Raw genomic sequence first — 25742 nt, forward strand, 5'->3', positions numbered from 1 at the left:
TCAGCCCGCGGCGGAAGGGCTGCTCGCGGACCAGAATTCGACCAGATCCGCGCAGACCTGCTGCGGGCGTTCCTCGTTCGGCAGATGGCCGACGCCCGGATAGACGACCGTGCGGGCGCCGAGTTCCGCGGCGAACCGCTCGTGCACCTGCGGGGTCCACAGGTCGCCGGTGTCGCCATAGGCGACCAGCATCGGCACGCCGCTGGCCCGTAGTGCGGCGGCATCGTCGGCCGGTGTCTGCATGGTGCGCAGGATGCCGACGATGTTCGCCTTCTTGGTCGCCATGATCCGGCGATGGAGGAAGTCGTACTTGGCCGGGGAGATGGCTGCGACCCCGGCCATGGCCCCGCTCATCTGATCCCAGATCGCCTGCTGGCCACCGGCTTCGACCATCTCCTCCACCAAACGCGGTGGCGGGAAGTCGATATCGCGGACCGACGACGGGCCGGACGCGAGCAGGGTGAGACTGTGGAACCGGCCGGGATCGCGCAGCACCGCACGCCGGGCGACATAGCCGCCGAACGAATGCCCGACCAGGTGGACCGGCGCGTCACCGGAAACCTGTGCGACGACCTCGAGCAGATCGCCCGCGAAGTCGTCGATGCTGTACTCGTCCGGGTCGTCGGGGCCTGCCGACTGCCACTGACCACGCTGGTCGTAGGTGACGCAGCGGAATCCCGCCGCGGCCAGCGGCGCGGGCATGGCCGCGAAATCCTCTTTGGAGCCGGTGAATCCGGGAACCAGCACGGCCGTGCCGCGCGGGGCGCCGGTCGGTGGGGTGCATTCCCATGCGGCCAGCGGTCCGGCCGCTCCGTGCAGGGTGCGGGAAATGATGTCGGCGGTGTCGGGCATAGGCCCAGTGTGTCCCCGATTCCATGCTTGCCGAGTGATCGCTCGGTAAAGTTATCAATTCGAGATAAATTACGGGGTCGGCGGGGCGCAGGCGGGTGCGGCCGAACGCTGGCGAATCGCCAAGGCGCACACCAGCAGTGCGGCGATCACGAGCAGGCAGGCCACCGCGACGACGAGTCCCGGCCAGCCGTGGTGGGTGTAGGCGATGCCGGCCGCGCCGCCGACGACTCCGCTGCCGACGTAGAACGAGAACAGATACAGCGACGAGGCGGCGCCGCGATTGCCCGAAGCGAGCACGCCGACCCACGCGCTCGCCACCGTGTGCGCACCGAAAAAGCCCGCGGTGCACAGGGACATGCCGAGAATGAGCGCGATCAGGTTGTCCGGAATGGTCAGCGCCAGTCCGACGCCCATGAGCACCACCGTCGCGGCGAGCACGCGGTGGCGCCCGATGCGATCGGCGAGTCGGCCCGCGACGGTCGCCACCGCGGTGCCCGCGAGGTAGAGCAGGAATACCAAACCCGCTACCGCGTCGGGCAATTCGAAGGGTGGCTGGGTCAGTCGATAGCCGAGGAAGTTGTACAGCGAGACGAAGGTGCCGACCAGGACCAGGGCCAGTCCGAACAGCGCGAGCAAGCCGCGGTGGCGGAGCTGGCTCGCGAGATCGCCCAGTACCGTGCGGATTCCGGCGGGCCGCGCGACGAAACCGCGGGAGGGCGGCAGGCTGCGGACGAACCAGATCGTGCACACCGCGGCCGCCACCGAGATGGTGGCCTCGGCCCAGCGCCACGAACCCAGGCCGAGCGTGAACGCCGGAATCACGCGTCCGGCCAGTCCGCCCATGCTGGTACCCGCGATATAGACACCCATCGCCGCGCCGAGCCCCGCGCTGCCGATCTCCTCCGCGAGATAGGCCATCGCCACGGCGGGCACGCCGGCCAGGGTCAGTCCTTGCAGTGCCCGGCCCGCCAGGAGCACCTCCAGCGACGGGCTGAACGGCAGCAGCAGTCCGATCGCCGCCGAGGTCACCGCGGACATCGTCATCACCCTGGTGCGGCCGATCCGGGAGGACAGCGCGCTCACCGGGATGATGGCCAGCGCGAGCATCCCGGTGGTGAGCGAAACCGCAAGCGCCGCATGGGCGGGCGTGGCGTCGAACGCCTCGGACAGGCTGGGTAGCAAGGCCTGCGCGCTGTACATGGTGGCGAAGGTGGCCAGCCCCGCCGCGAACAGCGCGGCCGCGATCCGGCGTTCGTGCGTGCTGCGACCCCCGGCGGCGGGCCGGGTCTTCGTCAGGGTCATGGGTTTCAGGATCGCGCTCGGCCCTTCCGAAGGGAAATGAATAATAATGGTGAAATCCATGCGCCATGTGCATATAGCGAGCACAGTTTGCGCAGGTAGTGGTCTTGCGACGGGTTGTGACACTCGTCACCTCTGGAGGTGGGTCTGGTGCTGAGCGAGGATCTGGAGTGGTTCGTCACGCTCGCCGAGCTGGAGCGGGTCGGCGCGGCGGCCGAACGCCTGCACGTCGCGCAGCCGACCCTGTCCCGCATGCTCGGCAGGCTGGAACGCAGACTCGGGGTGGAACTGTTCGATCGCCGCGGAAAACGCATCGTGCTCAACGAGTTCGGCCGCATCTATTACGAGCAGGCCCGCCGCGCGCAATCCGAACTCGATACCGCGGCCAAGTCCATCGCGGACCTGAACAATCCCGCCAACGGGGTTGTGCGCCTGTCGTTTCTGCATTCGTTCGGCGGCTGGCTGGTGCCGCAACTAGTCGGTGAATTCCGGCGGCGTTCGGCCAGAATAGGTTTCGCGCTGCGGCAGGGACCGGCGGAAATGGTGGCCACCGATGTACTCGGCGGAACCTCGGACCTCGGCATCGTCTCGCCGCGCCCGACCATGTCCGGCATCGGCTGGCGCGGCCTGCTGCGCCAGCGGCTCGCGCTGGCGGTGCCCGCCGACCATCGGCTCGCGGGTCGTAAACAGGTGCGCCTCGACGAGGTGGCCGACGAGGACTTCATCGCGATGCACCCCGGTTTCGGCATGCGCCGCATCGTCGATCAGCTGTGTGCCGCCGCCGACCTGCGCCCGCGGATCGCCTTCGAGGCCAGCGACCTGGTCACTGTCGCGGGCCTGGTCGCGGCGGGTCTCGGGGTCGGGGTGCTGCCCGAGGAGGATCCGGGGCCCGCGAGTTCGCCACGGGTGGCGGGCGTGCAGCCGCAGGTGCGGTTGACCGGGCCGATGCTGATACCGCTTGCCGACGCGGGCGCGACCAGGGAGGTCGGGCTGGTGTGGTCGGCCGCGACACCGACGTCGGGAGCAGCGCGACGCTTTCGTGATTTCACCGAGGATTGGGCGCAGCGGCGGCGGGGAATCCAGTGATCACTGGTCCCTCCGTTAGCGGCTTATTCACTGGGCGGTGTCGGTGGGGCGCGTTAAACTTTCCTCAACACAGCAGCACGTCGAGACCGGAAAGCAGGCTGTAGCCACTTTTGAGAACACAAGGCGAGATCGGCGACCCGACTACCTCCGCAACCGGAATCGGTGCCGAAGACAGCGGCTCGGGGCCCGCAGCACGTACCGTGCGTTCAAGTATCGAACTCGCCCCCGAATCCGTGTTCCCGTTCCTCGGTTCGGCAGATCAGAATCTGCGTGAACTCGAAGAGTTGCTCGACGCGGACATCCATGTCCGTGGCAATTCCGTCACCCTGACCGGCAAGGCGGCCGACGTCGCGCTCGCCGAGCGGGTGATCGAACAGCTCGTCGCGCTCACCGGCCGCAACCGAGTGGTGACCCCGGAGGCGGTGCGGCACACCGTATCGATGCTCACGGAAGGTTCCTCGGACTCCCCGGCCGAGGTGCTCAGCCTGGACATCCTGTCCCGGCGCGGCAAGACCGTCCGGCCCAAGACACTCAACCAGAAGCGCTATGTCGACGCGATCGACGCCAACACCATCGTGTTCGGCATCGGTCCGGCCGGTACCGGTAAGACGTACCTGGCGATGGCCAAGGCCGTGCAGGCGTTGCAGACCAAGCAGGTCACCCGGATCATCCTGACCCGTCCCGCGGTGGAGGCGGGGGAGCGGCTCGGCTTCCTGCCCGGCACGCTCAACGAGAAGATCGATCCGTACCTGCGCCCGCTCTACGACGCGCTGCACGACATGATGGACCCCGAGGCCATCCCGAAGCTGATGGCGGCCGGAGTCATCGAGGTCGCGCCGCTGGCCTACATGCGCGGTCGCACGCTGAACGACTCGTTCATCGTGCTCGACGAGGCGCAGAACACCACGGCCGAGCAGATGAAGATGTTCCTCACCCGGCTCGGCTTCGGCTCGAAGATCGTGGTGACCGGCGACGTCAGCCAGGTCGACTTGCCGACCGGCGCCCGCTCCGGGCTGCGGGCGGCCAGCGAGATCCTCACCGATATCGAGGACATCCACTTCGCCCAGCTCACCAGCAGCGACGTGGTCCGGCACCGGCTGGTCGCCGATATCGTCGACGCCTACGACCGGGCCGAGGCGGAGGCCAGGCCGCAGGTCGGCCCGCACTACCCGGGCAACCGGGCCCAGCGCAGGGCGGCGAGTCGGAGCGATCGGCGCTGAATTGCGTCACATGTCGGTCGTTCGGTCGACACCCAACGGCATCGGGTGTCGACCTGCGGCATTAGGCTGACCGGGTGAGCATCGAGATCGCCAACGAGTCGGGTATCGACGTACCCGAAGAAGATCTGGTCAGTGTCGCGCGCTTCGTGATCACCCGGATGGACGTGCACCCGGCCGCGGAACTGTCGATGGTCCTGGTCGATCTCGACACCATGGCCGACCTGCACATGCGCTGGATGGACCTGCCCGGCCCCACCGACGTGATGTCGTTCCCGATGGACGAGCTCGAGCCGGGCGGACGTCCGGACAGCCCCGAGCCCGGTCCGTCGATGCTCGGCGACATCGTGCTGTGCCCCGAATTCGCCGCGGGCCAGGCGCGCAAGGCAGGCCACTCGCTCGACCACGAGCTCGCGTTGCTCACCGTGCACGGCGTGCTCCACCTGCTCGGCTACGACCACGCCGAGCCGGAGGAGGAGAAGGAGATGTTCGCGCTGCAGGCCCGGCTGCTCGAGGAGTGGTACGAGAGCCTGCGCGAAGCGCAGCGCCGCGCCGAACTCGCCGCCCGCGACGCCAGGCTGCTGGGGAAGGCGGGCTTCACCACACCGGGTGACGCACTGGGCCCCGCGTGAGTTCGCTGACCCTGATACTGCTCGCGGTCCTGCTCGTTCCGGTGGGCGGCGTGTTCGCGGGCGTCGATTCGGCGCTGAACACCATCTCGCCCGCCCGGGTCGACGACATGGTGCGCGCCGATCGCCCCGGCGCGGTCCGGTTGAGCCGCATCGTCGCCGACCGCGCCCGCTACGTGAATCTCATGGTGCTGCTGCGCATCCTGTGCGAGATCGGCGCCACCGTGCTGCTTGCCGCCGCGTTGATCGCGGTCTGGGTCGACGACTGGGGATTGCTGGTCACCGCGATCGTCATGGTGCTGGTGTCGTACGTGGTGATCGGCGTCGGTCCGCGCACCCTCGGTAGGCAGCACGCCTATTCGATCGCGTTGGCGGCCGCGCTGCCGCTGCAGTTCATCGGCGCGTTGCTCGGCCCGCTCAGCCGCCTGCTCATCCTGCTCGGTAACGCGATCACCCCGGGTAAGGGTTTTCGCAACGGTCCGTTCGCGTCGGAGATCGAGCTGCGCGAGGTGGTCGAGATGGCCGGTGAGCGCGGCGTGGTGGCCGACGACGAACGTCGCATGATCCAGTCCGTCTTCGAACTCGGCGACACCGCCGCCCGCGCGGTGATGGTGCCGCGCACCGAGATGGTGTGGATCGAGGCGGACAAGACCGCGGCACAGGCGATGTCGCTCGCGGTGCGCTCGGGGCACTCCCGGATCCCGGTGATCGGCGAGAACGTGGACGACATCCTCGGCGTCGTGTATCTGAAAGACCTTGTGCCGTATGCCGAACGCGGCCGCCAGGTGCTGGTGCGCGAGGTGATGCGGCCCGCGGTGTTCATGCCGGACTCCAAGCCGCTGGACAGCCTGCTCGACGAGATGCAGCGCAGGCGCAACCACATGGCGCTGCTGGTGGACGAATACGGCGGTATCGCGGGCCTGGTGACCATCGAGGACGTGCTCGAGGAGATCGTCGGCGAGATCGCCGACGAATACGACATCGATGAGACCCCGCCCATCGAGGACCTGGGGGACGGCCGCTACCGCGTGTCCGCGCGGCTGCCGGTCGAGGACCTCGGCGAGCTGTACGGGCTCGACATCGAGGAAGAGGACGTCGACACCGTCGGCGGGCTGATGGCGCACGAGCTGGGCCGCGTCCCGCTGCCCGGCGCCGAGATCGTGGTGCACGGCCTGGTACTGCGCGGTGAGGGTGGCGCCGATACCCGCGGCCGGGTCCGGGTGCACACCGTGGTGGTACGCGAGGCGACCGACGAGCCGCAGGACGCGGACGGCGAGAAGTCGAACGGCAAACGCAATGGCAACGGATCGGATCGGGACACCCCGGTCGGCCGACATGAGGACGGAGACTCCGAATGACCGAATTGGATCCCGAGGACAACAAGCTGCTCGTCCTGGCGCGCGGTGCGATGGGACGCACCGGCGGCGCCAGCGGCGCGGCGATCCGCGACACCGACGGCCGCACCTACGCCGCGGGCGAGGTGGGGCTGAGCGCCCTGCGGCTGACCGCGCTGCAGGCGGCGGTGGCGGCCGCGATCTCCAGTGGCGCCGAGGGATTCGAGGCGGCCGTGGTGGTCAGCGGTCGGTTGTCCGACTACGGGGTCACGGCGGTGCGTGAGGTGTCGCCGGCGGCCAAGATCATCTTCACCGACCGGGACGGCGCGGTCTTCGAGATCGTCGACGACGCCCAGCTCGCGGTCGACGCCCAGCCCGCAGGCGAGGTGCGCGGTGGCTGAGGGCCGGGGCGACGCCGAATTCCGTTCCGGGTTTGTCTGTTTCGTCGGCAGGCCGAACACCGGCAAGTCGACCTTGACCAATGCGCTGGTCGGGCAGAAGATCGCGATCACCTCCTCGCGTCCGCAGACCACCAGGCACACCATTCGCGGCATCGTGCATCGCGACCATGCGCAACTGATCCTGGTCGACACACCCGGTCTGCACCGGCCCCGCACCCTGCTCGGCCAGCGACTGAACGACCTTGTGCGCGATACGTATTCGGAAGTCGACGTGATCGCGCTCTGCGTGCCCGCGGACGAGAAGATCGGGCCGGGCGATCGCTGGATCGTGCAGCAGATCAAGCAGATGGCGCCGAAGACGACCGTGCTCGGCGTGGTCACCAAGATCGACAAGGTGGGCCGGGACCAGATTGCCGAGCAACTGCTTGCCCTGTCCCAGCTGCTCGGTCCGGAAGCCGACGTGGTTCCGGTGTCGGCGGTCAAGAACGAGCAGGTCGAAGTGCTCGTCGACGTCATCGCGGGGAAGATGCCCGAGGGGCCGGCGTTCTACCCCGACGGTGAGCTCACCGACGAGCCGGAGGAAACCCTCATGGCCGAGCTCATCCGCGAGGCGGCCCTCGAGGGTGTGCGCGACGAGCTTCCGCACTCGCTCGCCGTGGTGATCGAGGAAGTCCTGCCGTACGAGGAGCGCGAAGACATGCTCGACGTGCACGCGATCCTGTATGTCGAACGACCGAGCCAGAAGTCGATCATCATCGGCAAGGGTGGGGCTCGGCTCAAGGAGGTCGGCACCAACGCGCGCAAGCAGATCGAGCACATCCTTGGCACTCGCATCTATCTCAACCTGCATGTGAAGGTCGCCAAGGATTGGCAGCGCGACCCGAAACAGCTGGGCAGGCTGGGTTTCTAGGCGCGCCGATCAGCCGTTGGCGATCGCCTGCAACTGCGACAGGTCACCGTTGAAGCGGTTCTTGTCCAGCGGTGTCGAGGTGTACTGCCAGAAGCTGTACACCCGCCAGTTGTACGGCAGCGCGCCGACAGTCGAGTTGTAGCGGGCCACCCACAGCGGGCTGTCGGCACTGAAATCGCCCGCGGTGCCGACGCAGAGGCTCCACCAGCTGGTGGAGGTGTAGATCACCGGCCAGCGACCGGTCGTGCCGTGGTATCGATTGCTGAAATCGTGGATCCACGAGGCCATTTGGCTCTGCGACTTGCCGTAGCACTGGTTGTTCTTGTCGTACGGGTTGTATTCGAGGTCGAGCGCGCCCGGCAGCGTCTTGCCGTCGCGGGACCAGCCGCCGCCGTGCGCGATGAAGTAATCGGCCTGGCTCGCTCCGCTCGAACTGCTCGGTATGGCGAAATGGTATGCGCCGCGGATCAAACCCTGTTTGTACGATCCGTTGTACTGGGAGGCGAAGTATGGGTTGGTCACGTTGGTGCTCTCGGTCGCCTTGATAAAGGCGAAGCGAACTCCGTTGTCCCAATAGCTTTTCCAATTGACATCGCCCTGATACCGGGACACGTCGATGCCCTCCACCGAGCCCGCGGCCAACGACCGTTCCTGGCTGGGGTCGCCTGCGCCCGCGCCCTCGTGCACCACGATCTGCGAGCCAAGCGTATGGTCGTCGCCCTGCTCGGTGGGTGCCGGATCCGCGACGCCCGGGGCGGTCACGAGCAGGGTGGCCAGGCTCGCGAACAATGTGGCGGACAATATGCGTCTTTTGTTGAGAATCACCGATATCCCCTCTGGAGTTCACCGATTCGACATGGAGGTGGCGCGGCCTCGGATGAAAATGGTTGCGGTGCTGCTCAATCGCGGAGGCGGACGTGACGCTAATTCGGGTCGATAGAGGGTCACTGGAACGAATCTGGAGCTCGCGCGACCTTCGACGTACAGTCGACGATTTAAGGCAGGGTTAACACGCTATTAGTCGAATCGGTCGGCTTCGGCAATACGCGCCGTGTCAGGTAACCGGCATGAGGATCCGTGATGTGGCTCTCGTCTGTCTCACCGTTCCCGCCGCGTTGCTCCTGACCGTCGGCTACGCGGCCGCGACCCCGACGCCGGAATATCCGCTCGATCCCGCAGCCGAGGCGGCGTCCAAGGTGTACCCGGGCGACCCGGTCCCGCGGTCACGTTCGATGGCGACGGCGTTCGTCGGCGTGCCGAGCGACTACGTGTACAACACGAAGCTCAAACCCGTTGCCCGGCATGACTACTGCACCTCGGCCCCCGACAGCTATTTCGCCGCCGACTTCCGCGGCCCCTGCGCCCGCCACGACATGTGCTACGACCGCGCCGACGCCGCGGGCACCGACTACACCGCCTGCAACAGTGCCCTACGCGCCGACATGATCACCAACTGCGTCTACGCCTACGGCACCTCCGGCACCGCCCTACAGACCTGCAAGGCCACCGCTGAGATCTACTGGGCCGCCGTGACTGTCACACACCTGGACTGACCCGCCGGCGCGCACCGGGCGGCGTCAGGCCGCCGTCCACCATGGCGCCGGTCGGTCCCGTTCCCAGTGCAGCTCCGACTCCAGTTGGGCGGCAACGGAAATCAGGAGCGGTTCGGCGGCCTCGGTGCCCATCAGCTGGGCGCCGACGGGGAGGCCCGCGTCGGTGAAGCCCGCGGGGACGTTCACGCTCGGCCAGCCGAGAACGTTCCACGGCCAGGTGTAGGGGCAGGCGGCGGTGATCAGGTTGTTGGTGGCGTGCACGCCGATGCCGTCGATGTCTTCGGCGTGCGGTGGCGGTGTCGCGGTGGTCGGCGCGAGCACCAGGTCGTAGTCTCGGAAGAAGCCGCCGATCCGCTTGTGCAGCAGCGGTTCCGCCTGCCGCGCGGCGAACAGTGCCGGACCGTCGAGCAGCCTGCCGAGGCGGGTATTGGCGATGGTGCGCGGATCCACCTCGGCGCCGGGCATGTTCCGGTGCACCGCGCGGATGCCCGCCATCGAGCGCGGCAGGAAGGACGCGCCGATCAGCAGTCCGTAGTGCAGATCGGCGACCGTGACGGTGTGGCCGAGCGCGCGCAACGTGTCGCCGACCCGGCGGACCGCGGCCGCGACCTGCGGGTCGAGCGTGGTGCGGGTGGCGGTGAACGGAATGCGCAGGGAGAGGGCGATGCGCAGTCGTCCCGGGTCGCGCCCGACGGCGTCGGTGGCCGCGATCGGTGCAGGCGTGTGCCGGTCGCCGGGATGGGCGCCCGCGGCGAGGTCGAGCAGCAGCGCGGCGTCGGCGACGGTCCTGGCCAGCGGGCCGTTCACGGTGAGACCGTAGAAGGCCTCGGCGTGCGGCCAGGTGGAGATGCGGCCGCGTTGCGGTTTGATGCCGACGAGGTTGGTCCACGCGGCGGGGATGCGGATGGAGCCCGCACCGTCGGAACCCAGTGCGGCGGGCACCAATCCGGCCGCGACGGCGGCCGCCGAGCCGCCGGAGGAACCGCCGGGCGTGCGGTCGGCGGCCCACGGGTTGCGGGTGTGTCCGAAGGCGGCCGCGCTGGTGAACGGCAACTGTCCGAGTTCGCAGGTGTTGGTCTTGCCGACGATCACCGCGCCTGCCGCGCGCAGCCGCCGAACCGATTCGGCGTCTTCGGTTTTCGGCGGGAAGGTACCGCCGCACCCGAACGCGGTCGGCTCGCCCGCGATGTCGGTGTCGTCCTTCACCGCGACCGGCACGCCGAGCAGGGGGAGTCGTTCGCCCGCCGCGAGCCGGGCGTCGGCGTCGGCGGCCTCGGCCAGCGCGCGCTCGCGCCGCACGATCCGGAACGCGTTGAGCGTCGGTTGGGCGGCCTCGATGCGATCGAGCGCGGCGCCCACCGCGGCGACGGAGCTGAGCGTGCCGCGGGCGATCGCGGCCGCGAGGTCGGTCAGTCCGAGCTCGCCAGTCTGCGGTGCGGTCGGCGGCCGGGTGGGATCGGTGGCGGTCATGTGAGCTCCGTCTCGTCGGCTGTGGCAGAAACCGTAGCGCGAACCTGGACAAGCGACTAGTCCGCCTCTGTTCCGGGTCCGCGCCACTCCCGCATGTGAATGAGTTCCCTTGGTGCCCTTGATGACTGCGTGCGAACCGCGCGACCCGGTGGCGCCGCCCTCTAGACATACATACGGTATGTATGTAATTGTTGGGTATCGCGACACGAGGAGGACACGATGGGAACCAGCACCGCACTCGGGCCGACACGCGAGGTCGAGCTGCCCGGCGGCCGCGTCCGGTACCACGAGACAGGGGAGGGGCCGCCCGTCGTCTTCGTGCACGGTCTGCTCGTCAACGCGGACCTGTGGCGCAATGTGGTGCCCGGCGTCGCCGCCGCGGGCTACCGCTGCCTGGCTCCCGATTGGCCGCTCGGCGCGCACTCGATTCCGGTGCCCGACGCGGACCTGACCCCGACCGGGGTGGCCGACCTCATCGCGGCCTTCCTGGAGCGGCTCGAGCTGACCGACGTCACGATTGTCGCCAACGACACCGGCGGCGCGATCACCCAGATACTGATGACCCGGCATCCGACCCGGATCGGGCGGGTGGTGCTGGCCGCGGTGGACAGCTACGAGAGCTTCCTGCCCGCGCCGTTCACCGCGTTGGGCTGGCTGGGGTGGGTGCCGGGTTCGCTGCGTCCACTGCTGGAGGCGATGCGGATTCGGGCGCTGCACCGCACACCGCTGGTGTTCGGCCTGGTGGTCAAGCGACTGCCGCCGCGCGCGATCGTCGACTCGTACGTGCTGCCGAGCCGCAGGTCCGCCGGGGTGCGCAAAGACCTGCGGTTGTTCCTGAAGACCGCGCGCCGCGAATACACCCTCGACGCCGCGAAACAGTTCGCCACGGTGCGCTTCCCGGTGTTGCTGGTCTGGGCCCGCGAGGATCGGGTCTTCCCGATGTCGTTCGCCGAACGGCTGGCCCGCGACCTGCCGCAGGCGACCCTGAAGGTCGTCGACGACGCGTACACGCTGCTCCCGGAGGATCAGCCCGAGTTGCTCACCGCGGCGATCTTGGAGTTCACTCAGCTGCATGCCACGCCGTAGCCAGGAGGATCGCTCCCGCACCACCAAGGCCGCGCTCGAACAGGCCGGACGTCGCCTGTTCACCGAGCGCGGCTTCGCGGCGACCTCGGCGGAAGAGCTCGTGACCGAGGCCGGGGTCACCCGCGGCGCGCTGCACCACCATTACGGCGACAAACGCGGTCTGTTCCTCGCGGTGCTGGAACAGATCGAGATCGAGACCACCGCGGAGATCGAATCCGCCATCGGCGCAGTCGATTCCGACGACGTGCTGGCCGCGATGACGGCCGGCCTCGGGCTCTTCCTCGAGATCTGCCAGCGCCCGCCGATGCTGCGGATCGCGCTCACCGACGCGCCCGCGGTGCTGGGCTGGCAGGCCTGGCGCGAATTCGAGAGCAGGCACGGCCTCGGCCTGATCACCGCACAGCTCGAGCGCGCCCGTGCCGCCGGGCTGATCGCGGACGCCCCGGTCCAGGTGCTCGGTCAACTCGTGCTCAGCGCGTTGAGCGAGGCGGCGCTGATCATCGCGCACGCGGCGGACCCCGAGGCCGCCCGTGCGCAGGCGCAGCAGTCGGTGCTGCTGTTGATCTCCGGCCTGCTGCGGAACTGACCGATCAGCTCGAGCGCAATAGTCGTGCCGCGGCGCTCGCGCGAACAGAATCGGCCGCATGAAGCTCGTAGCGATAGGTGTCGGCCTCGCGGTCGGCTTCGGTCTGGTCGGTGCGGCGCAGGCTCAGCCCCTGACGCCCGACTATGCGCAGGCCCCGAACGGCACCGGTGAACTCGGCGATCCGGTGCTCACGCCGGGGTTTTCGCCGATCCAGGTGCCCGCGCCGGAGGTCGAGCGCGGGCCGGACACGACGACCGTCCGAGCGCACCCCTACCTCGCGCCCTGGGCGCACGACCTGATTCCGGTCGCGCCGAACACCGCGTTCGAGATCCAGGGCGCGGCTCGCGTCACGGTGCCCGGCACAGACGGTCGCACGCTGGTGCTCAACCCGAACGGACACTGCCTGTTCGAAGGGGCGGGCGCGCGACCCGCCGAACTCGACGCGACCGCGTTGCGGCCGATACAGGTGCGGACGCCGGTGTTCGAACTGGTCGTCGAACCCACGCTGTATCGCTGAGCTACTCCACGAACTGCAGCTCGACCTGCGGTAACTCCACCATGACCCGGGCGCAGACGGCGCGGTGCCAGGTGGCCGGGTAGCGGGTGCCCGGCTCGTGCCTGCAGTAGTCGTCGTTGGTCCGGTAGGTATGTAAGCGCGGGGAGATCTCGCCCGCGCCGATCGCGTCGACCATCGCGTCGATGACCTGCTCGGTTTCGTCGGCGATTTCGGCGAGCTCACGCGCCGCCGTGTCGGGGATCTGGAACGCGCCCTTCTCCCAACGCTCCACGGTGCGCTCGGCCACGGCGAACAGCCGCGCGCACCATGGCACCGGCAGGCCGAGTAACTCTCTGGTGGCCCGGAAACCGGCGGCGGTTCCGGTGCCAAGTAGGTCGTCCAACTGTGAAAACCCCTCCCCAACAGTGCGGTAGAGGAAAAGAATAGGACAGGGCATCGGGCGGTAATGGTGGATTCGCCGGGACTGGTCGATCAACCCCTACTGGCGCCGGACCGGCATAGGGGGTGCGCGCCTGCCGAGGGCTGTCGGGTGTTCATGGGAGGATGAGGCGTGCGTTTGTATCGGGATGTGGCGGTGGTGGTACGCCAGCACAAGCTGGGCGAGGCGGACCGCATCGTCACGTTGCTGACCCGGCAGCACGGTCTGGTGCGTGCCGTGGCCAAGGGGGTGCGCCGGACCAAGTCGAAGTTCGGGGCCAGGCTGGAGCCGTTCGCCTACATCGACGTGCAGTTGCATCCCGGTCGCACGTTGGACGTGGTCACCCAGGTACACACCGTGGAGGCCTTCGCCGCCGACATCATCGACGACTACGGCCGCTACACCACCGCCTGTGCGGTGCTGGAAACCGCCGAGCGGCTGGCCGGTGAGGAGCGCGCGCCCGCGCCGCGGCTGCACGCGCTCACCGCGAGCGCGCTGCGGGCCATCGCGGCCAAGCAGCGCCCGCACGAGCTGATCCTGGACGCGTTCCTGTTGCGCGCCATGGGATTCGCGGGCTGGGCGCCCGCGCTGGACGAGTGCGCCAAGTGCGCGACCCCCGGCCCGCATCGGGCGTTCCATGTCGCGGCGGGCGGCGCGGTGTGTGTGCACTGCCGTCCGCCCGGTGCGGCCACGCCGGCACCGGGCGTGCTTGATCTGCTGGTCGCCTTGCTGCGCGGTGAATGGGAGTACGTCGAGGCGGTGCCGGAGGGGGTGCGCAGGCAGGCCAGCGGCTTGGTCGCCGCGCATCTGCAATGGCATCTGGAGCGGCAGTTGCGCACGTTGCCGCTGATCGAGCGGTCCAGGGCGGTCGGCTCGCCTGCCTGATCAGGGGGCTGGACGGAGACCGACACAGGGTCTCCACAACCATCAGGCAGGATAGGGGCCGTGATCCTGCGCCGAGACTCCTCCACCGCGACCAGGCCGAACCCCGCACGGTCGGTCGCGACCAGCACCGTTCGCCCGCCCTCGCCGCATCCTTCGGGGGCTCGTCCGCCCGCTATCCCGGCCGAGCTGGTACCGAACCATGTCGCGCTGGTGATGGACGGCAACGGCCGGTGGGCGCAGGAGCGCGGTCTGCCGCGCACGGCCGGACACGAGCGCGGCGAAGCGGTGCTGATGGACACCGTCGAGGGCTGCATCGAGATGGGCGTGAAGTGGCTCTCGGCCTACGCCTTCTCCACCGAGAACTGGCGGCGCAGTCCCGACGAGGTGCGCTTTCTCATGGGCTTCAACCGGGACGTGATCCGGCGCCGCCGCGACGAGATGCACGAGATGGGAGTGCGGGTGCGCTGGGCGGGCCGCAGGCCCCGGCTGTGGCGCAGCGTGATCAACGAGCTCGAGATCGCCGAGGAGATGACCAAGCACAATACGGTGATGACCCTCACCATGTGCGTCAACTACGGTGGCCGCGCCGAAATAGCCGATGCGGCAAGGGAAATCGCGCGCCGGGTGGCCGCGGGGGAACTCGATCCGGAGAAGGTCACCGAGGCGACGGTCGCGCGATTCCTCGACGAGCCGGACATGCCCGATGTCGACCTGTTCCTGCGCCCGTCCGGTGAGTTCCGTAGCTCGAACTTCCTCATCTGGCAGTCCGCCTACGCCGAATTCGTCTACCAGGACACCCTTTTCCCCGATTTCGACCGGCGCAACCTGTGGGACGCCTGCCTCGAGTACGCTTCGCGTGACCGACGCTTCGGCGGTACCAAGTGAACGGCGGCACAGACATGGAATCATCGGTGACTCCGGAACAGGAACTGCAGGCGCGCGCGGGCGCCTCCCTCTCGTACTACGACATCGACGTGCGCGTCGACCCCGAGGGTTCGATCGGCTTCGAGTACGAGGGCGCGCTGTGCTCGCTGCGGGCGGTCAACCTCGCGCCCGGCCTCGACGTGCTGACGCTCACCTGCGTGCTGGCCTGGGATCGGCCGATGAACGCGCAACTGCACAAGCGCGTCGCCGAACGGAACAACGCGCTGCAGTTCGGCTCGCTCACCGTGATCGGTCACGACAAGCTCGCCGACATCATCCTGCGCTACACCTTCCCGGCCGCGGGCCTGGACGATCAGGCCCTCGCCACCATGCTGGTGCTCGTGCTCTCCGGTGCGGGGAAGGCCCGCCAGGGTCTGGTGCCCTGAGTTCGCGCCCGGTCCGTCCGGAATGCGAGCAATCGGCGCACCCATGACAACTGTCATGCGCGACACGTGACAGTCATGTGGGGTGCGGCGCGCCCCGGTGCGCGAGTGTTGAGTCATGACATCAGCACTGACATCGCGCTCGGCCGCGCCCGCGATCGAACTGCGCGACCTGCGTAAGAGCTTCGCGCTGCCCGGCGGCGGCGCGGTGCGGGCCGTGGACGGGCTGGATCTGGTGATCGAGCCCGGCGAGATCGTCGCCTTTCTCGGGCCGAACGGGGCGGGCAAGACCACCACGCTCGACATGGTGCTCGGCCTGACGACACCGGACGCGGGCAGTGTCGCGCTCTTCGGCGGCACCCCGGCGCAAGCGCTTGCGGTGGGCCGCATTTCGGCGGTGCTGCAATCCGGTGGGCTGCTACCCGACCTCACCGTCGCCGAGACCGTGCGGCTGGTCGCCACCCTGTACGCGAGCCCGCGGCCGGTCGCGGAGGTGCTCGCGCGCGCGGGTATCGGCGAGATCGCAGGCCGACTCGTCGGCAAGTGCTCGGGCGGGCAACGTCAGCGGTTGCGGTTCGCGCTCGCGCTGCTGCCGAACCCGGATCTGATCGTGCTCGACGAACCCACCACCGGCATGGATGTCGAAGGGCGCCGGGACTTCTGGAACGCGATGCGCGAGGATTCCGCGCGCGGGCGCACCGTCGTGTTCGCTACCCACTACCTGGACGAGGCCGACGCCTACGCGGACCGGATCGTGCTGGTCCGTGCCGGCAGAGTGGTGGCCGACGGCAGCGCCGCCGAGATCAAGAATCTGGCTTCGGGCCGGGCGGTGCGCGCCACCTTGCCCGCCGTGCCGCCGGGTCTGCGCGCGCTTCCCGGCGTCGACGAGGTGGAGTTGCGCGGCGACCGAATCCTCGTGCACACCAGCGACTCCGACGCGGTGGCCCGCTACCTGCTCACCGAGACCGCGGCCGTCGATCTCGAAATCACCTCGCACAACCTCGAATCCGCGTTCCTCGCGCTGACGACCGGAGAGAACTGACATGACTACCCTTGCCGCAGAGCCCGCTTCCGACCGCCGACCGACGCCACTCGGCGGTTTCAGCTTCGGTTTCCTGCGCGTCGAGCTGCGTCGCATGCTGCGCAACCGGCGCACGATGATCTTCACCCTGCTCATTCCGCCGCTGTTCTTCGTCATCTTCGGCCTGCAATCCGACTTCCGGACCCAGCCGTACGGCTCGGGCAATGTGACCGGCTACGTGATGGTGTCGATGGCCGTGTACGGCGCGATGCTCGCGACCACCAGCGGCGGCGCCATGGTGGCGATCGAACGGGCACAGGGGTGGAGTCGCCAATTGCGGCTCACGCCACTGCATCCCGTCGCCTACATCGCCACCAAGGTGGCGGTGGCGATGGTGCTCGGGCTGGTGTCGGTGACCGCGGTCTTCGTGGTCGGCGGGGTACTCGGCGCGCGGCTCACCCCGGCCGCCTGGGTGAGCTGCTTCCTGCTCGCCTGGCTCACCTCGCTGGTCTTCGCCGCGTTCGGGTTGTTCGTCGGCTACCTGCTGCCCTCGGAGAATGTGATGCAGCTGCTCGGTCCGGTGCTCGCTGTGCTGTCGTTCGCGGGTGGGTTGTTCGTCCCGCTGCACGGCTGGTTCGACACCGTCTCCCGGGTGTTCCCGACCAACGGTGTCGCGACGCTGGCGCGAATTCCCTTCGGCGACACCGACGCCGGATCGATCGCCGTGGGCGCGCTGAATGTGGTGGTGTGGGCGGCGCTGTTCATCGGCGGGTCGGCGTTGCTGTTCCGCCGGGATACGGCGCGCTGAGGTCGGTGCTTGCCGTGCGGAGTGCGCCGGGTCGTCGTGAAAGGAGAGAACGCGAATGAAGGGGACGAGTGGATCGGTGCTCGAGCGTCGGCGCAGGCAGTGGACGGAGCCGGATTCGGTACCGTCAGTCCTCGTGATCGCTCACCATGCCCGCAGCGCGCTCGTCGACCCGGCCCATACCGGAGGCGCGGCATGAGACTGACGAACCGGCTCCGCGCGGTCCGGACGGCGGGGGTGTCCGGGCTCATCGATCGCGCCCTCGACGACCCGTCGTACGCGGCGGGTGCCCGGCGGCGCGGCTGGTTCGGGCTGTTCATCGCCATGATCTGGCTGACCTGGCTGATTCCGCCGATCGTGCGGCGCTGGACGCGCGGCGAGGAAGGCGACGCCGTGCTCGCGGGGCTGATCCTGATCGGCTTCGCCGCGCTCGTCGCGGGCTCGTTCCTGGTGTTCCGCCGTGGCGGGCCCCGCGATCTCGTGCTGGACCAGCCGATCGACCGGCGGATCTGGGTGGTGTTGGCCCTGCTGGTCGGCCTGCACATCGCCCTGGTGACGACGCTCGGCGCGACCGCGCTGCCGACCGCGATCTACGTCGCGGTGGTCGCGATCTTCCATCTGCCGCTGCGCGAATCCGGCTACGTCGTGCTCGTGGTGCTGGTCGCGCTGCTGCTGGTGCCGATCCTCGCCCCGCGCACGGAGCTGGCCGACGTGCCGTTCTATCTCGCCTTCGTCCCGGTGGGGATCTGGCTGGCTCGTCAGCTCGGCGTGCGCGGGGAACGGCTTGCCGAGTTGAATCGCAGGCAGCGCGCCGAGCTCGAACTGGTCGAGGAGCGTAATCGGGTGGCCCGCGACGTGCACGACATCCTCGGTCATTCGCTCACCGTGATCACGGTGAAAACCGAACTGGCGCAACGGCTAGCCGAGGTGGATCTAGCGCGGGCGAAGGCCGAGATGGCCGATGTCGAGCGGCTCGCGCGGGAGGCTCTGGCCGGGGTGCGCGAGACCGTCGGCGGCTTGCGCGAGGTGACGTTGCGCGGCGAACTCGCCAATGCGAGAACGGCATTGGCGGCCGCCGATATTGCCGCTGATCTGCCGGCGGAGGTGCCCGATCCGGCACATGGCGAGCTGTTCGGCTGGGTGCTGCGCGAGGCGGTGACCAACGTGATCCGGCACAGCGCCGCGCGGCACTGCACCGTGCGGGTGAGCGCCACCAGCATCGAGGTGGTCGACGACGGCCGCGGTATCGACGCGGTCGCGGGTTCGGGCTCGGGGCTGACCGGCCTGCGGGAGCGGGTGCGTGCGGCGGGCGGCACGTTGACCCTCGCCACACCGGAGGGAGGGGGTCTGCGTGTCTGCGCGAGTGTGCCCGGCTGAGGACGCGGCCCGCCGGGCCAGTAATCGCGGTGTGATGTCCACCGCAGCTACCCGAAACAGGAAGTGGGACCGATGATCCGGCTGCTACTGGCCGACGACCAGGCGCTCGTGCGCGGCGCGCTGGCCGCGCTGCTCGGACTGGAGTTCGACCTCGAGGTGGTGGGCGAGGTGGGCCGCGGTGACGAGGTGCTCGAGGCCGTCGGCCGCACGAATCCCGACGTGGTGCTGCTGGACGTGGAAATGCCCGGCCTGGACGGGATCGCCGTCGCCGCACAGGTTCACGCCGCGCATCCCGGTGTACGCATCCTTATGGTGACCACCTTCGGCCGGCCGGGCTACCTGCGCCGCGCGATCGATGCGGGTGCGGACGGATTCGTCGTAAAGGACACTCCGGCAAGGGAACTCGCCGATGCCGTGCGGCGGGTGCAGCTGGGTTTGCGGGTGGTCGATCCGGCGCTCGCGGCCGAGACGCTCACCGCCGGTACGTCACCGCTCACCGAACGGGAGCGCGAAGTGCTCGCCGCCGCGGCCGACGGCGCCACTGCGGGGGCCATCGCGAAACGGCTGCATCTGTCCGAAGGCACTGTCCGCAACCATCTTTCGGCGGCCATCGGAAAAACCGGAACCAGCACCCGCGCCGAAGCCGTCCGTGCCGCCGAACGTCTCGGCTGGCTCTGAATGTCGGACGGCTTCGCCGCGGGTAGCAGGGCCTAGCCCAGCACGACGCAGGCGGGGCCCGCCCCGATGCCCGAGCCTGCGACGGTCACCGTGGTGAGGGTGTAGGTCTCGCCCTGCACGTACTCGGCGGCCCAGATCTTGTGTTCGCCCTTTTTGGCGGGCGTCCACACGGTGCTCGCCTTGCCCGACGCGTCCGCGACCGGGCCGACCGGCTTGAACGTGGTGTCGGTGCGCGCACCGTCGACCTCGTCGAGGAACACGACCGTCGCGCCCGGCTTCGCGGTGGCGGTGACCGTGTAGGAGCAACCCGCGCCTAGCGACGCGCCCGAGCTACCGAAGCTCAGCCCGGGCGAGACCTCGATCCGGGACACCGAGGCGCTCGCACTGGGCGCGGTCAGCGCGAGCGCGGCCGTCACCGCGCCGAACGCCGTGACCGCGGCGGCGGTTTTGGTCGAGAAGATCACGACAAATTCTTCCTTCCGACAACGAATTCCCCTGGCTGGGGCACGCCCGACACTTGCACAGGCGCTGGCCGAGATCAATGGGCGGTGCGGCGGGGACCGGCCCATGCGGCGTAGTCGTCGCCCGTGACCAGCGCACTTCGCGCACCATGCGGGCCTGATAGCCCACTGAGAATCTGGCAAAGCGGACACTTTTGCCGGGTGCCCGGCGTTGATCCGGGTAGACGGCCAACCCGGCCACCACGAAGGAGTTCGGTATGAGTCTCATCGGGACGCTGCTCGGCTACGCCTTGACGGTGTTCATCCTGCTGATGCTGGCCAGGCTCGTGCTCGACTGGATCGGCGTGCTCGGCGGCGGTCCGGCATGGGCGGGCAAGGCGCGGCAGGTCACGCACGCGGCGACCGAGCCGGTGCTCGCGCCGGTGCGCAAGGTGCTGCCGCCGATCCGCGCGGGCGGACTCGCGATCGACCTGGCGTTCACCGTGGTGTTCGTCGCCGCGTTGATCCTGCGCTCGGTCGCGTTCGGTCTCTGATCGGCGCCGCACCGGTCATCGGGGTCGCTACCCGCCGTAGGGGAGTAGCGCGCGCACGCCGCGCGCCAGCGTTTCCGGATCGACGTCGCCGATGATCAAGTGCTGCAAGATGAATCCGGGCAGGATGCCCATGATGGCCACGGACACCGCCCGCAGGTCGGCATCGTCGGCGAGCCAGCCCGCGTCGTGCATCAACTCGGTGTACTCGTACATGCGGTCGCGGATGCCGAGGACCGCCTCCCTGACGTACACCGCGGCCTCGGGATGCACGAGTGCCAGCGCCCACGCCTGCGGCGCCAAGCGCAGGGGACCGTCGGGCCCGCTCTGCGCGACCATGTGCTCGGCGATCGCGCCGACCAATCGATCCGGGGTCGGCAGCGGCTCGGCGTGGATCAACTGGCCCATCACCGCGCGCAGGCCGACCGAGGTCTGCCCGGCGAGCGCGGCGATGAGCTCGTCCTTGCTCTTGAAGTAGCGGTAGACCGCGCCGGCCGACAGTCCTGATTCGGTGAAGACGTCCTGCATGGACGTCTCGTGGAAGCCCTTGCGCGCGAAACACAGCTGTGCCGCGTCGAGGATCTGCTGCCTGCGGCGTTCCAGGTGTTCTTCGCTGACCTTCGGCATGCCTCCAAAGTAAAACGAACATCCGTTCTTGACAAGTTTCGGGGTGCGTGCGACGCTCGATCCATCGAAAAAGAACGGTCATTCGATTTACGGGAGAACGTCATGAACACTACGCAGCGAGCGTTGGCCGTCGGCGTCGGCGCCGCTCTGCTCCAAGCGCTGATGCTGGTCGCTTTCGCCTGGCCCGCAGCCAATATCGCGCCGCGCGACCTGCCGATCGCGGTCACCGGCCCGCAGGCCGAGATGGTGGTCGGCAAGCTCACGGCGCACAGTCCGGACGCGTTCGAGATCTCCCGTCCCGGTGACGAGGCCGCGGCCCGTGCGGCGATCGAGAACCGCGAGGTGTACGGCGCGATCATCACCGGCGAAGGACCGCCGCGTGTGCTGGTCGCCTCGGCCGCGAGTCCCGCTGTGGCCCAGCAGCTCACTCAGATCGGCCAGCAGATGTCCGCGGGCGCGGGCGCGCCCGTCGAGGACGTGGTCGCCGCCGACTCCGATGATCCGCGCGGTGCCGCCTTCGGTGCGATGGTGTTGCCGCTGGTGATGGCGGGCATCGCCGCGGGCGTGCTGCTCAGCCTGCTCATCCCGACGGTCTCCGCGAAAGCCCTGGGGCTGTGCGCATTCGGTGTGGTCGGCGGGCTGCTCAGCATGGAGATCATCCACGGCTGGATGTCGGTGATCCCCGGCTCCTACCTGACGCTGTCCGCGGTGGCCGGACTCGTCTCGTTCACGGTCGCAGGCGCGGTCGTCGGTCTGTCCTCGGTCATCGGTCGCGCGGGCATCGGTATCTCCGCGCTGACCCTGCTGCTCATCGGTAACCCGTTCTCCGCCGCCACCTCGGCGCCCGAACTCCTGCCGCAGCCGTGGGGCGCCATCGGCCAGCTCCTCCCGCCCGGTGCCGCGGCCTCCCTGCTCCGCTCGGTCGCGTTCTTCGACGGGGCGCGTGCCGCCGGACCCCTTGTCGTGCTGTTGATCTGGGCCGTCGCCGGACTGGCACTGCTCGCCGTGGCCGCCTTCCGGCCCGGGGTGGCCGAGCCTGCCCACGCGGCTCCGGTACCCGCCTGACCCGCCGGAACGGGGCATGAGGGCGCATCACTGCGCCCTCATGCCCCGTTGGTCGTCGGTGGCCGGATCAGTGGACGGTGAACGCCAAAGTCGGTGCGGTGGTGGCGGCTTCGGCCTTCTGGTTGCTGTAGGAGAGGACGTACTCGCCGGTCGCGGGGGCGGGGACGACGAAGACGACGTAGTTCTTCGGGTTGTCGATGGTCTTGCCCGCGTCGAGCAGTTCGTTGATCTGGCCACGGTCGTCGGCCACCACGGTCTGGCCGTCGGGGGTCCGCACCGAGAAGTACTCGGTGAAGATGTTGGTGCCGCCCGCCGCGATCCCCGGGCCGCCGCTGATTCTAATCCGCAGCGCGAGTTCGTATTTGCCGTGCTCGTTCCTGGCGTAGCTGGGGGCGAGCTTGCCGCCGGTCACCTCGATGGTGGTCTGATCCTGTACCAGGGTGCCGGTGACCGGCAGCGTCTTCGGCGCCACGCTCTCGACCTGCCCCGCGGCGGCGAGCGGAATCTTGGTCTGGTTGTCCGCGGCCTGGCCGTAGACCACGGTCATCGTGTCGAGCAGACGCTCGGCCTCCTTGGCGGACTTGACCGGCGTCGTCACCGTGCCCTTGGCCGAGCCGTTGCCGGGCACCGTCGGGTTGTCCCAGCTCGCGCCGCCGTCGACCTCGCTGCCGACCAGCAGGGAGGTGTTGTTGCTCATCGTCTTGTTGTCGAGCGTGGTGTTCTTGTACGTGATGTCGATCAGCACCTTCGCGCCGCCGTATGCGTCCGGCGCCACGGTGGCCTTGTCGACGGTGATCTCGAATCCCTCGAACCAGCCGGTCTTGCCGACCGTGCGCACCGTCGCCTGCGCCGCGCTGCCCGGTGCGCCGGTGGCGGTCACGCTGGTGGCCGGTGCGCCGGAAACCGGTGTCGCCGTGCCGTCTTCGTCGTTGCACGCCGCCGTGGCCAGGACGGTCGCGCCGAGCAGTGCTGTCACCGCGGCGGCGCGGCGCGCCCGCGTGGTGGATGGAATCAGGGTCGAGCGCACGATGCCTCCAGAAGATGTGCGAAACCCTAAGGCGGGACGCCGGATCGGCCGGACGTCGCTGGGTTCGCGTTGAAATCTGCTGGGGCGAGCGCGGTGTTAACCAGAGGTCGATTCGCAGCGCGAACCGGCGGGCGGAATCCGTGCCGCGTCCAGGAACTTCGGCGCGATTCTCGACGGGGCGCTAGTGCGCGCCGTTGTTCGCCGACTTGCACGAGCGGCAGGTGCCGAACACCTCCATGGTGTGGCTGACCTCGGTGAAGCCGTGCTCGCTCGCGATCGCGTCGGCCCACGACTCCACGGTCGGGCCCTTCACCTCGACGGTGCGGCCGCAGTGCCGGCAGACCAGGTGATGGTGGTGTCCGGTGGAGCACTGCCGATAGACGGATTCCCCGGTGTCGGTGCGCAGTACGTCGACCATGCCCGCGTCGGCCAGCGACTGCAGGGTGCGATACACCGTGGTCAGGCCGATGCCCTCGCCGCGCTTGCGCAACTCGTCGTGCAGTTCCTGGGCCGAACGGAACTCTTCGATATCACCCAGCAGCGCGGCGATCGCGCTGCGCTGGCGGGTACTGCGGATGCCGACCGGCTTCTGCGGTACGACCGTGTTGTCTGGCACGAATCACCCTTCCTCGGCGTGCGCGACGGCGTCGACGACGATATGCGCGAGATGGTCGTCGACGAGTTCGTAGAGCACCTCGCGACCGGACCGCTCACCGTGCACGACGCCCGCGGACTTGAGGATGCGTAGGTGCTGGCTCACCAGCGGCTGAGTGACGCCGAGCGCGTCGACCAGTTCGTGCACGCAGCGCGGCGACTCCCGCAGCTGCAGCACAATGGCGATGCGGACCGGTGCGGCGAGGGCGCGGAGCAATTCGCCCGCGTCCTCGAGGACGTTGCGCGCCGGTACCGGCGCCGGTGCGGGCGAGCGGTACGGGTTGTGCGGATGCGCGGCTGCCGTCTCGGTGGTCATGTCACCAACTCCTTATTGGAAAGCGATTCCATTTTGATATGCATGGTTGCGCATGTCAAACGGACGCGCCGAACAGTGCTGGTGTGGCTGCGATGCCCGTGCGGTGGAAACTCGGTTGGGCAGGGCCGATAGGCTGTGTGCGAGGTCTGATCGGACCCGAATGAATCCGACTCGTAGTGGATGGAGAATTCTCGAGTGGCACCCAAGTCGAAGGTGGACACCGTTGCCAACCTCGCCAAGCGCCGGGGTCTGGTGTACCCGAGCGGTGAGATCTACGGAGGCACCAAATCGGCATGGGACTACGGTCCCCTGGGTGTCGAGCTCAAGGAGAACATCAAACGTCAGTGGTGGCGTTCGATGGTCACCAGCCGCGAGGACATCGTCGGCCTCGACTCGTCGGTGATCTTGCCGCGCCAGGTGTGGGTGGCCTCGGGCCACGTCGGCGTCTTCAACGACCCACTGGTGGAGTGCCTCAACTGCCACCACCGCTTCCGGCAGGACCACCTGCAGGAGGCCTATGCGCTGAAGAACAAGATCGACGACCCGGACACGGTGTCGATGGACGTGCTCGCGTGCCCGAACTGCGGCACCGTCGGCAAGTGGACCGAGCCGCGCGACTTCAACATGATGCTCAAGACCTACCTCGGCCCGATCGAGTCCGAGGACGGCCTGTACTACCTGCGGCCGGAGACCGCGCAGGGCATCTTCGTCAACTTCGCGAACGTGATGACCACCGCGCGCAAGAAGCCGCCGTTCGGTATCGCCCAGATCGGCAAGAGCTTCCGCAACGAGATCACCCCCGGCAACTTCATCTTCCGCACCCGCGAGTTCGAGCAGATGGAGATGGAGTTCTTCGTCAAGCCCGGCGAAGACGCCGAATGGCACAAGTACTGGATCGAGACCCGCTTCTCCTGGTACACCGACCTCGGCATCAACCCGGACAACCTGCGGCTCTACGAGCACCCCAAGGAAAAGCTGTCGCACTACTCGGCGGGCACCACCGACATCGAGTACCGCTTCGGCTTCCAGGGCAACGAGTGGGGTGAGCTGGAAGGCATCGCCAACCGCACCGACTTCGACCTGAAGACGCACTCCGAGCACTCGGGTACCGAGCTCAGCTTCTTCGACCAGACCACCAACGAGCGCTACATCCCGTACGTGATCGAGCCCGCGGCCGGTCTGACCCGCTCGCTGATGGCCTTCCTGGTCGACGCCTACGCCGAGGACGAGGCGCCGAACGCCAAGGGCGGCGTGGACACTCGCACCGTGCTCCGCCTCGACCGCAGGCTTGCCCCGGTCAAGGCGGCGGTATTGCCGTTGTCGCGCAACGCGGATCTGACGCCCAAGGCGAAAGACCTTGCCGCGCAGCTGCGGCGGAACTGGAACGTGGAGTTCGACGACGCGGGCGCGATCGGCCGCCGTTACCGTCGCCAGGACGAGATCGGCACCCCGTTCTGCATCACCGTCGACTTCGACACCCTCGAGGACCAGGCCGTGACCATCCGGGAACGGGATTCGATGACCCAGGAGCGGATCGCGCTGGACAAGGTCGAGGGCTACCTGGCCCAGCACCTGCTGGGTTCCTGACCCTTTCGCACCACGAGAACGACCCGCGCCGAGGATTCGGTGCG

General features: G+C 68.6%; 30 protein-coding genes. 20 read left to right on the forward strand and 10 right to left on the reverse strand.

The window, feature by feature from the left end; translation table 11 throughout:
- Nucleotides 1-852: an alpha/beta fold hydrolase gene (locus F5X71_RS09580; protein WP_167461619.1), complete on the reverse strand. Its 852-nt coding sequence runs from the start codon at nucleotides 850-852 to the stop codon at nucleotides 1-3.
- Nucleotides 853-921: 69 nt separating this feature from the next.
- Complete coding sequence (locus F5X71_RS09585) at nucleotides 922-2154, reverse strand: MFS transporter (protein WP_167461620.1); 1233 nt, start codon at nucleotides 2152-2154, stop codon at nucleotides 922-924.
- A 147-nt stretch (nucleotides 2155-2301) separates the two neighbouring features.
- On the opposite strand from F5X71_RS09585, the gene F5X71_RS09590 reads away from it, so the two are divergent.
- The 6 genes from F5X71_RS09590 (at nucleotide 2302) to era (ending at nucleotide 7728) form a co-directional block, all read left to right on the forward strand.
- Complete coding sequence (locus tag F5X71_RS09590) at nucleotides 2302-3237, forward strand: LysR family transcriptional regulator (protein WP_167461621.1); 936 nt, start codon at nucleotides 2302-2304, stop codon at nucleotides 3235-3237.
- A gap of 158 nt (nucleotides 3238-3395) precedes the next feature.
- On the forward strand, nucleotides 3396-4457 hold the full coding sequence (locus F5X71_RS09595) for a PhoH family protein (protein WP_167466344.1): 1062 nt from the start codon (nucleotides 3396-3398) through the stop codon (nucleotides 4455-4457).
- 74 nt (nucleotides 4458-4531) lie between these two features.
- Nucleotides 4532-5086: an rRNA maturation RNase YbeY gene (ybeY, locus tag F5X71_RS09600; protein ID WP_014982750.1), complete on the forward strand. Its 555-nt coding sequence runs from the start codon at nucleotides 4532-4534 to the stop codon at nucleotides 5084-5086.
- Complete coding sequence (locus F5X71_RS09605; protein WP_167461622.1) at nucleotides 5083-6441, forward strand: hemolysin family protein; 1359 nt, start codon at nucleotides 5083-5085, stop codon at nucleotides 6439-6441. Before ybeY ends, F5X71_RS09605 begins: the two co-directional genes overlap by 4 nt.
- Nucleotides 6438-6818, forward strand: a complete 381-nt coding sequence (locus F5X71_RS09610) for a cytidine deaminase (RefSeq protein WP_167461623.1) — start codon at nucleotides 6438-6440, stop codon at nucleotides 6816-6818. Before F5X71_RS09605 ends, F5X71_RS09610 begins: the two co-directional genes overlap by 4 nt.
- Nucleotides 6811-7728 carry a GTPase Era gene (era, locus tag F5X71_RS09615; protein WP_167461624.1) on the forward strand — a complete coding sequence of 306 codons (918 nt, stop codon included), beginning with the start codon at nucleotides 6811-6813 and terminating at the stop codon, nucleotides 7726-7728. The genes F5X71_RS09610 and era overlap by 8 nt, the downstream gene beginning before the upstream one ends.
- Nucleotides 7729-7737: 9 nt before the next feature.
- Here the strand turns inward: era and F5X71_RS09620 are convergent, their stop codons facing one another.
- Entirely contained in the window at nucleotides 7738-8529 is a 792-nt protein-coding gene (locus tag F5X71_RS09620) for a lysozyme (protein ID WP_238815812.1), read from the reverse strand.
- Nucleotides 8530-8795: 266 nt separating this feature from the next.
- Between F5X71_RS09620 and F5X71_RS09625 the strand changes: the two genes are divergently transcribed.
- Nucleotides 8796-9281: a phospholipase A2 gene (locus F5X71_RS09625; RefSeq protein ID WP_167461625.1), complete on the forward strand. Its 486-nt coding sequence runs from the start codon at nucleotides 8796-8798 to the stop codon at nucleotides 9279-9281.
- 24 nt (nucleotides 9282-9305) lie between these two features.
- On the opposite strand, the gene F5X71_RS09630 is transcribed toward F5X71_RS09625, so the two are convergent.
- On the reverse strand, nucleotides 9306-10751 hold the full coding sequence (locus tag F5X71_RS09630; protein WP_167461626.1) for an amidase: 1446 nt from the start codon (nucleotides 10749-10751) through the stop codon (nucleotides 9306-9308).
- A gap of 219 nt (nucleotides 10752-10970) precedes the next feature.
- Here F5X71_RS09630 and F5X71_RS09635 point away from each other — a divergent pair, with 219 nt between their 5' ends.
- The 3 genes from F5X71_RS09635 to F5X71_RS09645 are packed head-to-tail and all read left to right on the forward strand — an operon-like array spanning nucleotide 10971 to nucleotide 12940.
- On the forward strand, nucleotides 10971-11837 hold the full coding sequence (locus tag F5X71_RS09635; RefSeq protein ID WP_167461627.1) for an alpha/beta fold hydrolase: 867 nt from the start codon (nucleotides 10971-10973) through the stop codon (nucleotides 11835-11837).
- The gene (locus tag F5X71_RS09640) at nucleotides 11824-12423 is read left to right on the forward strand and encodes a TetR/AcrR family transcriptional regulator (protein WP_167461628.1); all 600 of its coding nucleotides are present in this window, start codon (nucleotides 11824-11826) and stop codon (nucleotides 12421-12423) included. Before F5X71_RS09635 ends, F5X71_RS09640 begins: the two co-directional genes overlap by 14 nt.
- Before the next feature lie 58 nt (nucleotides 12424-12481).
- Nucleotides 12482-12940, forward strand: a complete 459-nt coding sequence (locus F5X71_RS09645; RefSeq protein ID WP_167461629.1) for a hypothetical protein — start codon at nucleotides 12482-12484, stop codon at nucleotides 12938-12940.
- 1 nt (nucleotide 12941) lies between these two features.
- Here the strand turns inward: F5X71_RS09645 and F5X71_RS09650 are convergent, their stop codons facing one another.
- Nucleotides 12942-13322 carry a DUF1870 family protein gene (locus tag F5X71_RS09650; RefSeq protein WP_167461630.1) on the reverse strand — a complete coding sequence of 127 codons (381 nt, stop codon included), beginning with the start codon at nucleotides 13320-13322 and terminating at the stop codon, nucleotides 12942-12944.
- A gap of 168 nt (nucleotides 13323-13490) precedes the next feature.
- On the opposite strand from F5X71_RS09650, the gene recO reads away from it, so the two are divergent.
- From recO to F5X71_RS09685, 7 genes are all read left to right on the forward strand, one after another.
- A complete protein-coding gene (recO, locus tag F5X71_RS09655) occupies nucleotides 13491-14243 on the forward strand; it encodes a DNA repair protein RecO (RefSeq protein ID WP_167461631.1) in 753 nt (250 codons plus the stop codon).
- A 174-nt stretch (nucleotides 14244-14417) separates the two neighbouring features.
- Entirely contained in the window at nucleotides 14418-15128 is a 711-nt protein-coding gene (locus tag F5X71_RS09660) for an isoprenyl transferase (protein ID WP_238815983.1), read from the forward strand.
- Nucleotides 15129-15142: 14 nt separating this feature from the next.
- Nucleotides 15143-15553, forward strand: a complete 411-nt coding sequence (locus F5X71_RS09665; RefSeq protein ID WP_167461632.1) for a YbjN domain-containing protein — start codon at nucleotides 15143-15145, stop codon at nucleotides 15551-15553.
- Between the two features lie 115 nt (nucleotides 15554-15668).
- Nucleotides 15669-16592 (forward strand): ABC transporter ATP-binding protein, encoded by a 924-nt coding sequence (locus tag F5X71_RS09670; protein ID WP_167461633.1) that lies wholly within the window; start codon nucleotides 15669-15671, stop codon nucleotides 16590-16592.
- Between the two features lies 1 nt (nucleotide 16593).
- Nucleotides 16594-17379 (forward strand): ABC transporter permease, encoded by a 786-nt coding sequence (locus F5X71_RS09675; protein WP_167461634.1) that lies wholly within the window; start codon nucleotides 16594-16596, stop codon nucleotides 17377-17379.
- 192 nt (nucleotides 17380-17571) lie between these two features.
- Nucleotides 17572-18753, forward strand: a complete 1182-nt coding sequence (locus F5X71_RS09680) for a sensor histidine kinase (RefSeq protein ID WP_167461635.1) — start codon at nucleotides 17572-17574, stop codon at nucleotides 18751-18753.
- A 72-nt stretch (nucleotides 18754-18825) separates the two neighbouring features.
- Complete coding sequence (locus F5X71_RS09685; protein WP_167461636.1) at nucleotides 18826-19431, forward strand: response regulator transcription factor; 606 nt, start codon at nucleotides 18826-18828, stop codon at nucleotides 19429-19431.
- Between the two features lie 32 nt (nucleotides 19432-19463).
- Here F5X71_RS09685 and F5X71_RS09690 read toward each other — a convergent pair whose 3' ends face one another.
- The gene (locus F5X71_RS09690; RefSeq protein WP_167461637.1) at nucleotides 19464-19895 is read right to left on the reverse strand and encodes a hypothetical protein; all 432 of its coding nucleotides are present in this window, start codon (nucleotides 19893-19895) and stop codon (nucleotides 19464-19466) included.
- Nucleotides 19896-20149: 254 nt separating this feature from the next.
- Here F5X71_RS09690 and F5X71_RS09695 point away from each other — a divergent pair, with 254 nt between their 5' ends.
- The gene (locus F5X71_RS09695; protein ID WP_167461638.1) at nucleotides 20150-20425 is read left to right on the forward strand and encodes a YggT family protein; all 276 of its coding nucleotides are present in this window, start codon (nucleotides 20150-20152) and stop codon (nucleotides 20423-20425) included.
- 27 nt (nucleotides 20426-20452) lie between these two features.
- On the opposite strand, the gene F5X71_RS09700 is transcribed toward F5X71_RS09695, so the two are convergent.
- A complete protein-coding gene (locus F5X71_RS09700; protein ID WP_167461639.1) occupies nucleotides 20453-21049 on the reverse strand; it encodes a TetR/AcrR family transcriptional regulator in 597 nt (198 codons plus the stop codon).
- A 102-nt stretch (nucleotides 21050-21151) separates the two neighbouring features.
- Here F5X71_RS09700 and F5X71_RS09705 point away from each other — a divergent pair, with 102 nt between their 5' ends.
- Nucleotides 21152-22114 carry an ABC transporter permease gene (locus tag F5X71_RS09705; protein WP_167461640.1) on the forward strand — a complete coding sequence of 321 codons (963 nt, stop codon included), beginning with the start codon at nucleotides 21152-21154 and terminating at the stop codon, nucleotides 22112-22114.
- A gap of 67 nt (nucleotides 22115-22181) precedes the next feature.
- Here the strand turns inward: F5X71_RS09705 and F5X71_RS09710 are convergent, their stop codons facing one another.
- The 3 genes from F5X71_RS09710 to F5X71_RS09720 all read right to left on the reverse strand — a co-directional run bounded on the left by F5X71_RS09710 (nucleotide 22182) and on the right by F5X71_RS09720 (nucleotide 24111).
- A complete protein-coding gene (locus F5X71_RS09710) occupies nucleotides 22182-23141 on the reverse strand; it encodes a hypothetical protein (RefSeq protein ID WP_167461641.1) in 960 nt (319 codons plus the stop codon).
- A gap of 181 nt (nucleotides 23142-23322) precedes the next feature.
- A complete protein-coding gene (locus F5X71_RS09715) occupies nucleotides 23323-23757 on the reverse strand; it encodes a Fur family transcriptional regulator (protein ID WP_167461642.1) in 435 nt (144 codons plus the stop codon).
- 3 nt (nucleotides 23758-23760) lie between these two features.
- Nucleotides 23761-24111: an ArsR/SmtB family transcription factor gene (locus F5X71_RS09720; RefSeq protein WP_029892653.1), complete on the reverse strand. Its 351-nt coding sequence runs from the start codon at nucleotides 24109-24111 to the stop codon at nucleotides 23761-23763.
- 195 nt (nucleotides 24112-24306) lie between these two features.
- Here F5X71_RS09720 and F5X71_RS09725 point away from each other — a divergent pair, with 195 nt between their 5' ends.
- Nucleotides 24307-25698, forward strand: coding sequence for a glycine--tRNA ligase (locus F5X71_RS09725; RefSeq protein ID WP_167461643.1), 1392 nt, complete (start codon nucleotides 24307-24309; stop codon nucleotides 25696-25698).
- Nucleotides 25699-25742: the final 44 nt, after the last annotated feature.

This window comes from Nocardia brasiliensis, from assembly GCF_011801125.1.
Lineage (GTDB): Bacteria > Actinomycetota > Actinomycetes > Mycobacteriales > Mycobacteriaceae > Nocardia > Nocardia brasiliensis_C.

Bases quoted from the DNA above. Each gene is read 5' to 3' on its own strand.
- F5X71_RS09580 (WP_167461619.1), bottom strand. From the start codon at position 852: ATGCCCGACACCGCCGACATCATTTCCCGCACCCTGCACGGAGCGGCC.
- F5X71_RS09625 (WP_167461625.1), top strand. From the start codon at position 8,796: ATGAGGATCCGTGATGTGGCTCTCGTCTGTCTCACCGTTCCCGCCGCG.
- F5X71_RS09610 (WP_167461623.1), top strand. From the start codon at position 6,438: ATGACCGAATTGGATCCCGAGGACAACAAGCTGCTCGTCCTGGCGCGC.
- F5X71_RS09630 (WP_167461626.1), bottom strand. From the start codon at position 10,751: ATGACCGCCACCGATCCCACCCGGCCGCCGACCGCACCGCAGACTGGC.
- F5X71_RS09665 (WP_167461632.1), top strand. From the start codon at position 15,143: ATGGAATCATCGGTGACTCCGGAACAGGAACTGCAGGCGCGCGCGGGC.
- F5X71_RS09695 (WP_167461638.1), top strand. From the start codon at position 20,150: ATGAGTCTCATCGGGACGCTGCTCGGCTACGCCTTGACGGTGTTCATC.
- F5X71_RS09680 (WP_167461635.1), top strand. From the start codon at position 17,572: ATGAGACTGACGAACCGGCTCCGCGCGGTCCGGACGGCGGGGGTGTCC.
- F5X71_RS09585 (WP_167461620.1), bottom strand. From the start codon at position 2,154: ATGACCCTGACGAAGACCCGGCCCGCCGCCGGGGGTCGCAGCACGCAC.
- F5X71_RS09700 (WP_167461639.1), bottom strand. From the start codon at position 21,049: ATGCCGAAGGTCAGCGAAGAACACCTGGAACGCCGCAGGCAGCAGATC.
- F5X71_RS09675 (WP_167461634.1), top strand. From the start codon at position 16,594: ATGACTACCCTTGCCGCAGAGCCCGCTTCCGACCGCCGACCGACGCCA.
- F5X71_RS09670 (WP_167461633.1), top strand. From the start codon at position 15,669: ATGACATCAGCACTGACATCGCGCTCGGCCGCGCCCGCGATCGAACTG.
- F5X71_RS09645 (WP_167461629.1), top strand. From the start codon at position 12,482: ATGAAGCTCGTAGCGATAGGTGTCGGCCTCGCGGTCGGCTTCGGTCTG.
- F5X71_RS09705 (WP_167461640.1), top strand. From the start codon at position 21,152: ATGAACACTACGCAGCGAGCGTTGGCCGTCGGCGTCGGCGCCGCTCTG.
- F5X71_RS09640 (WP_167461628.1), top strand. From the start codon at position 11,824: ATGCCACGCCGTAGCCAGGAGGATCGCTCCCGCACCACCAAGGCCGCG.
- F5X71_RS09635 (WP_167461627.1), top strand. From the start codon at position 10,971: ATGGGAACCAGCACCGCACTCGGGCCGACACGCGAGGTCGAGCTGCCC.
- F5X71_RS09685 (WP_167461636.1), top strand. From the start codon at position 18,826: ATGATCCGGCTGCTACTGGCCGACGACCAGGCGCTCGTGCGCGGCGCG.
- F5X71_RS09720 (WP_029892653.1), bottom strand. From the start codon at position 24,111: ATGACCACCGAGACGGCAGCCGCGCATCCGCACAACCCGTACCGCTCG.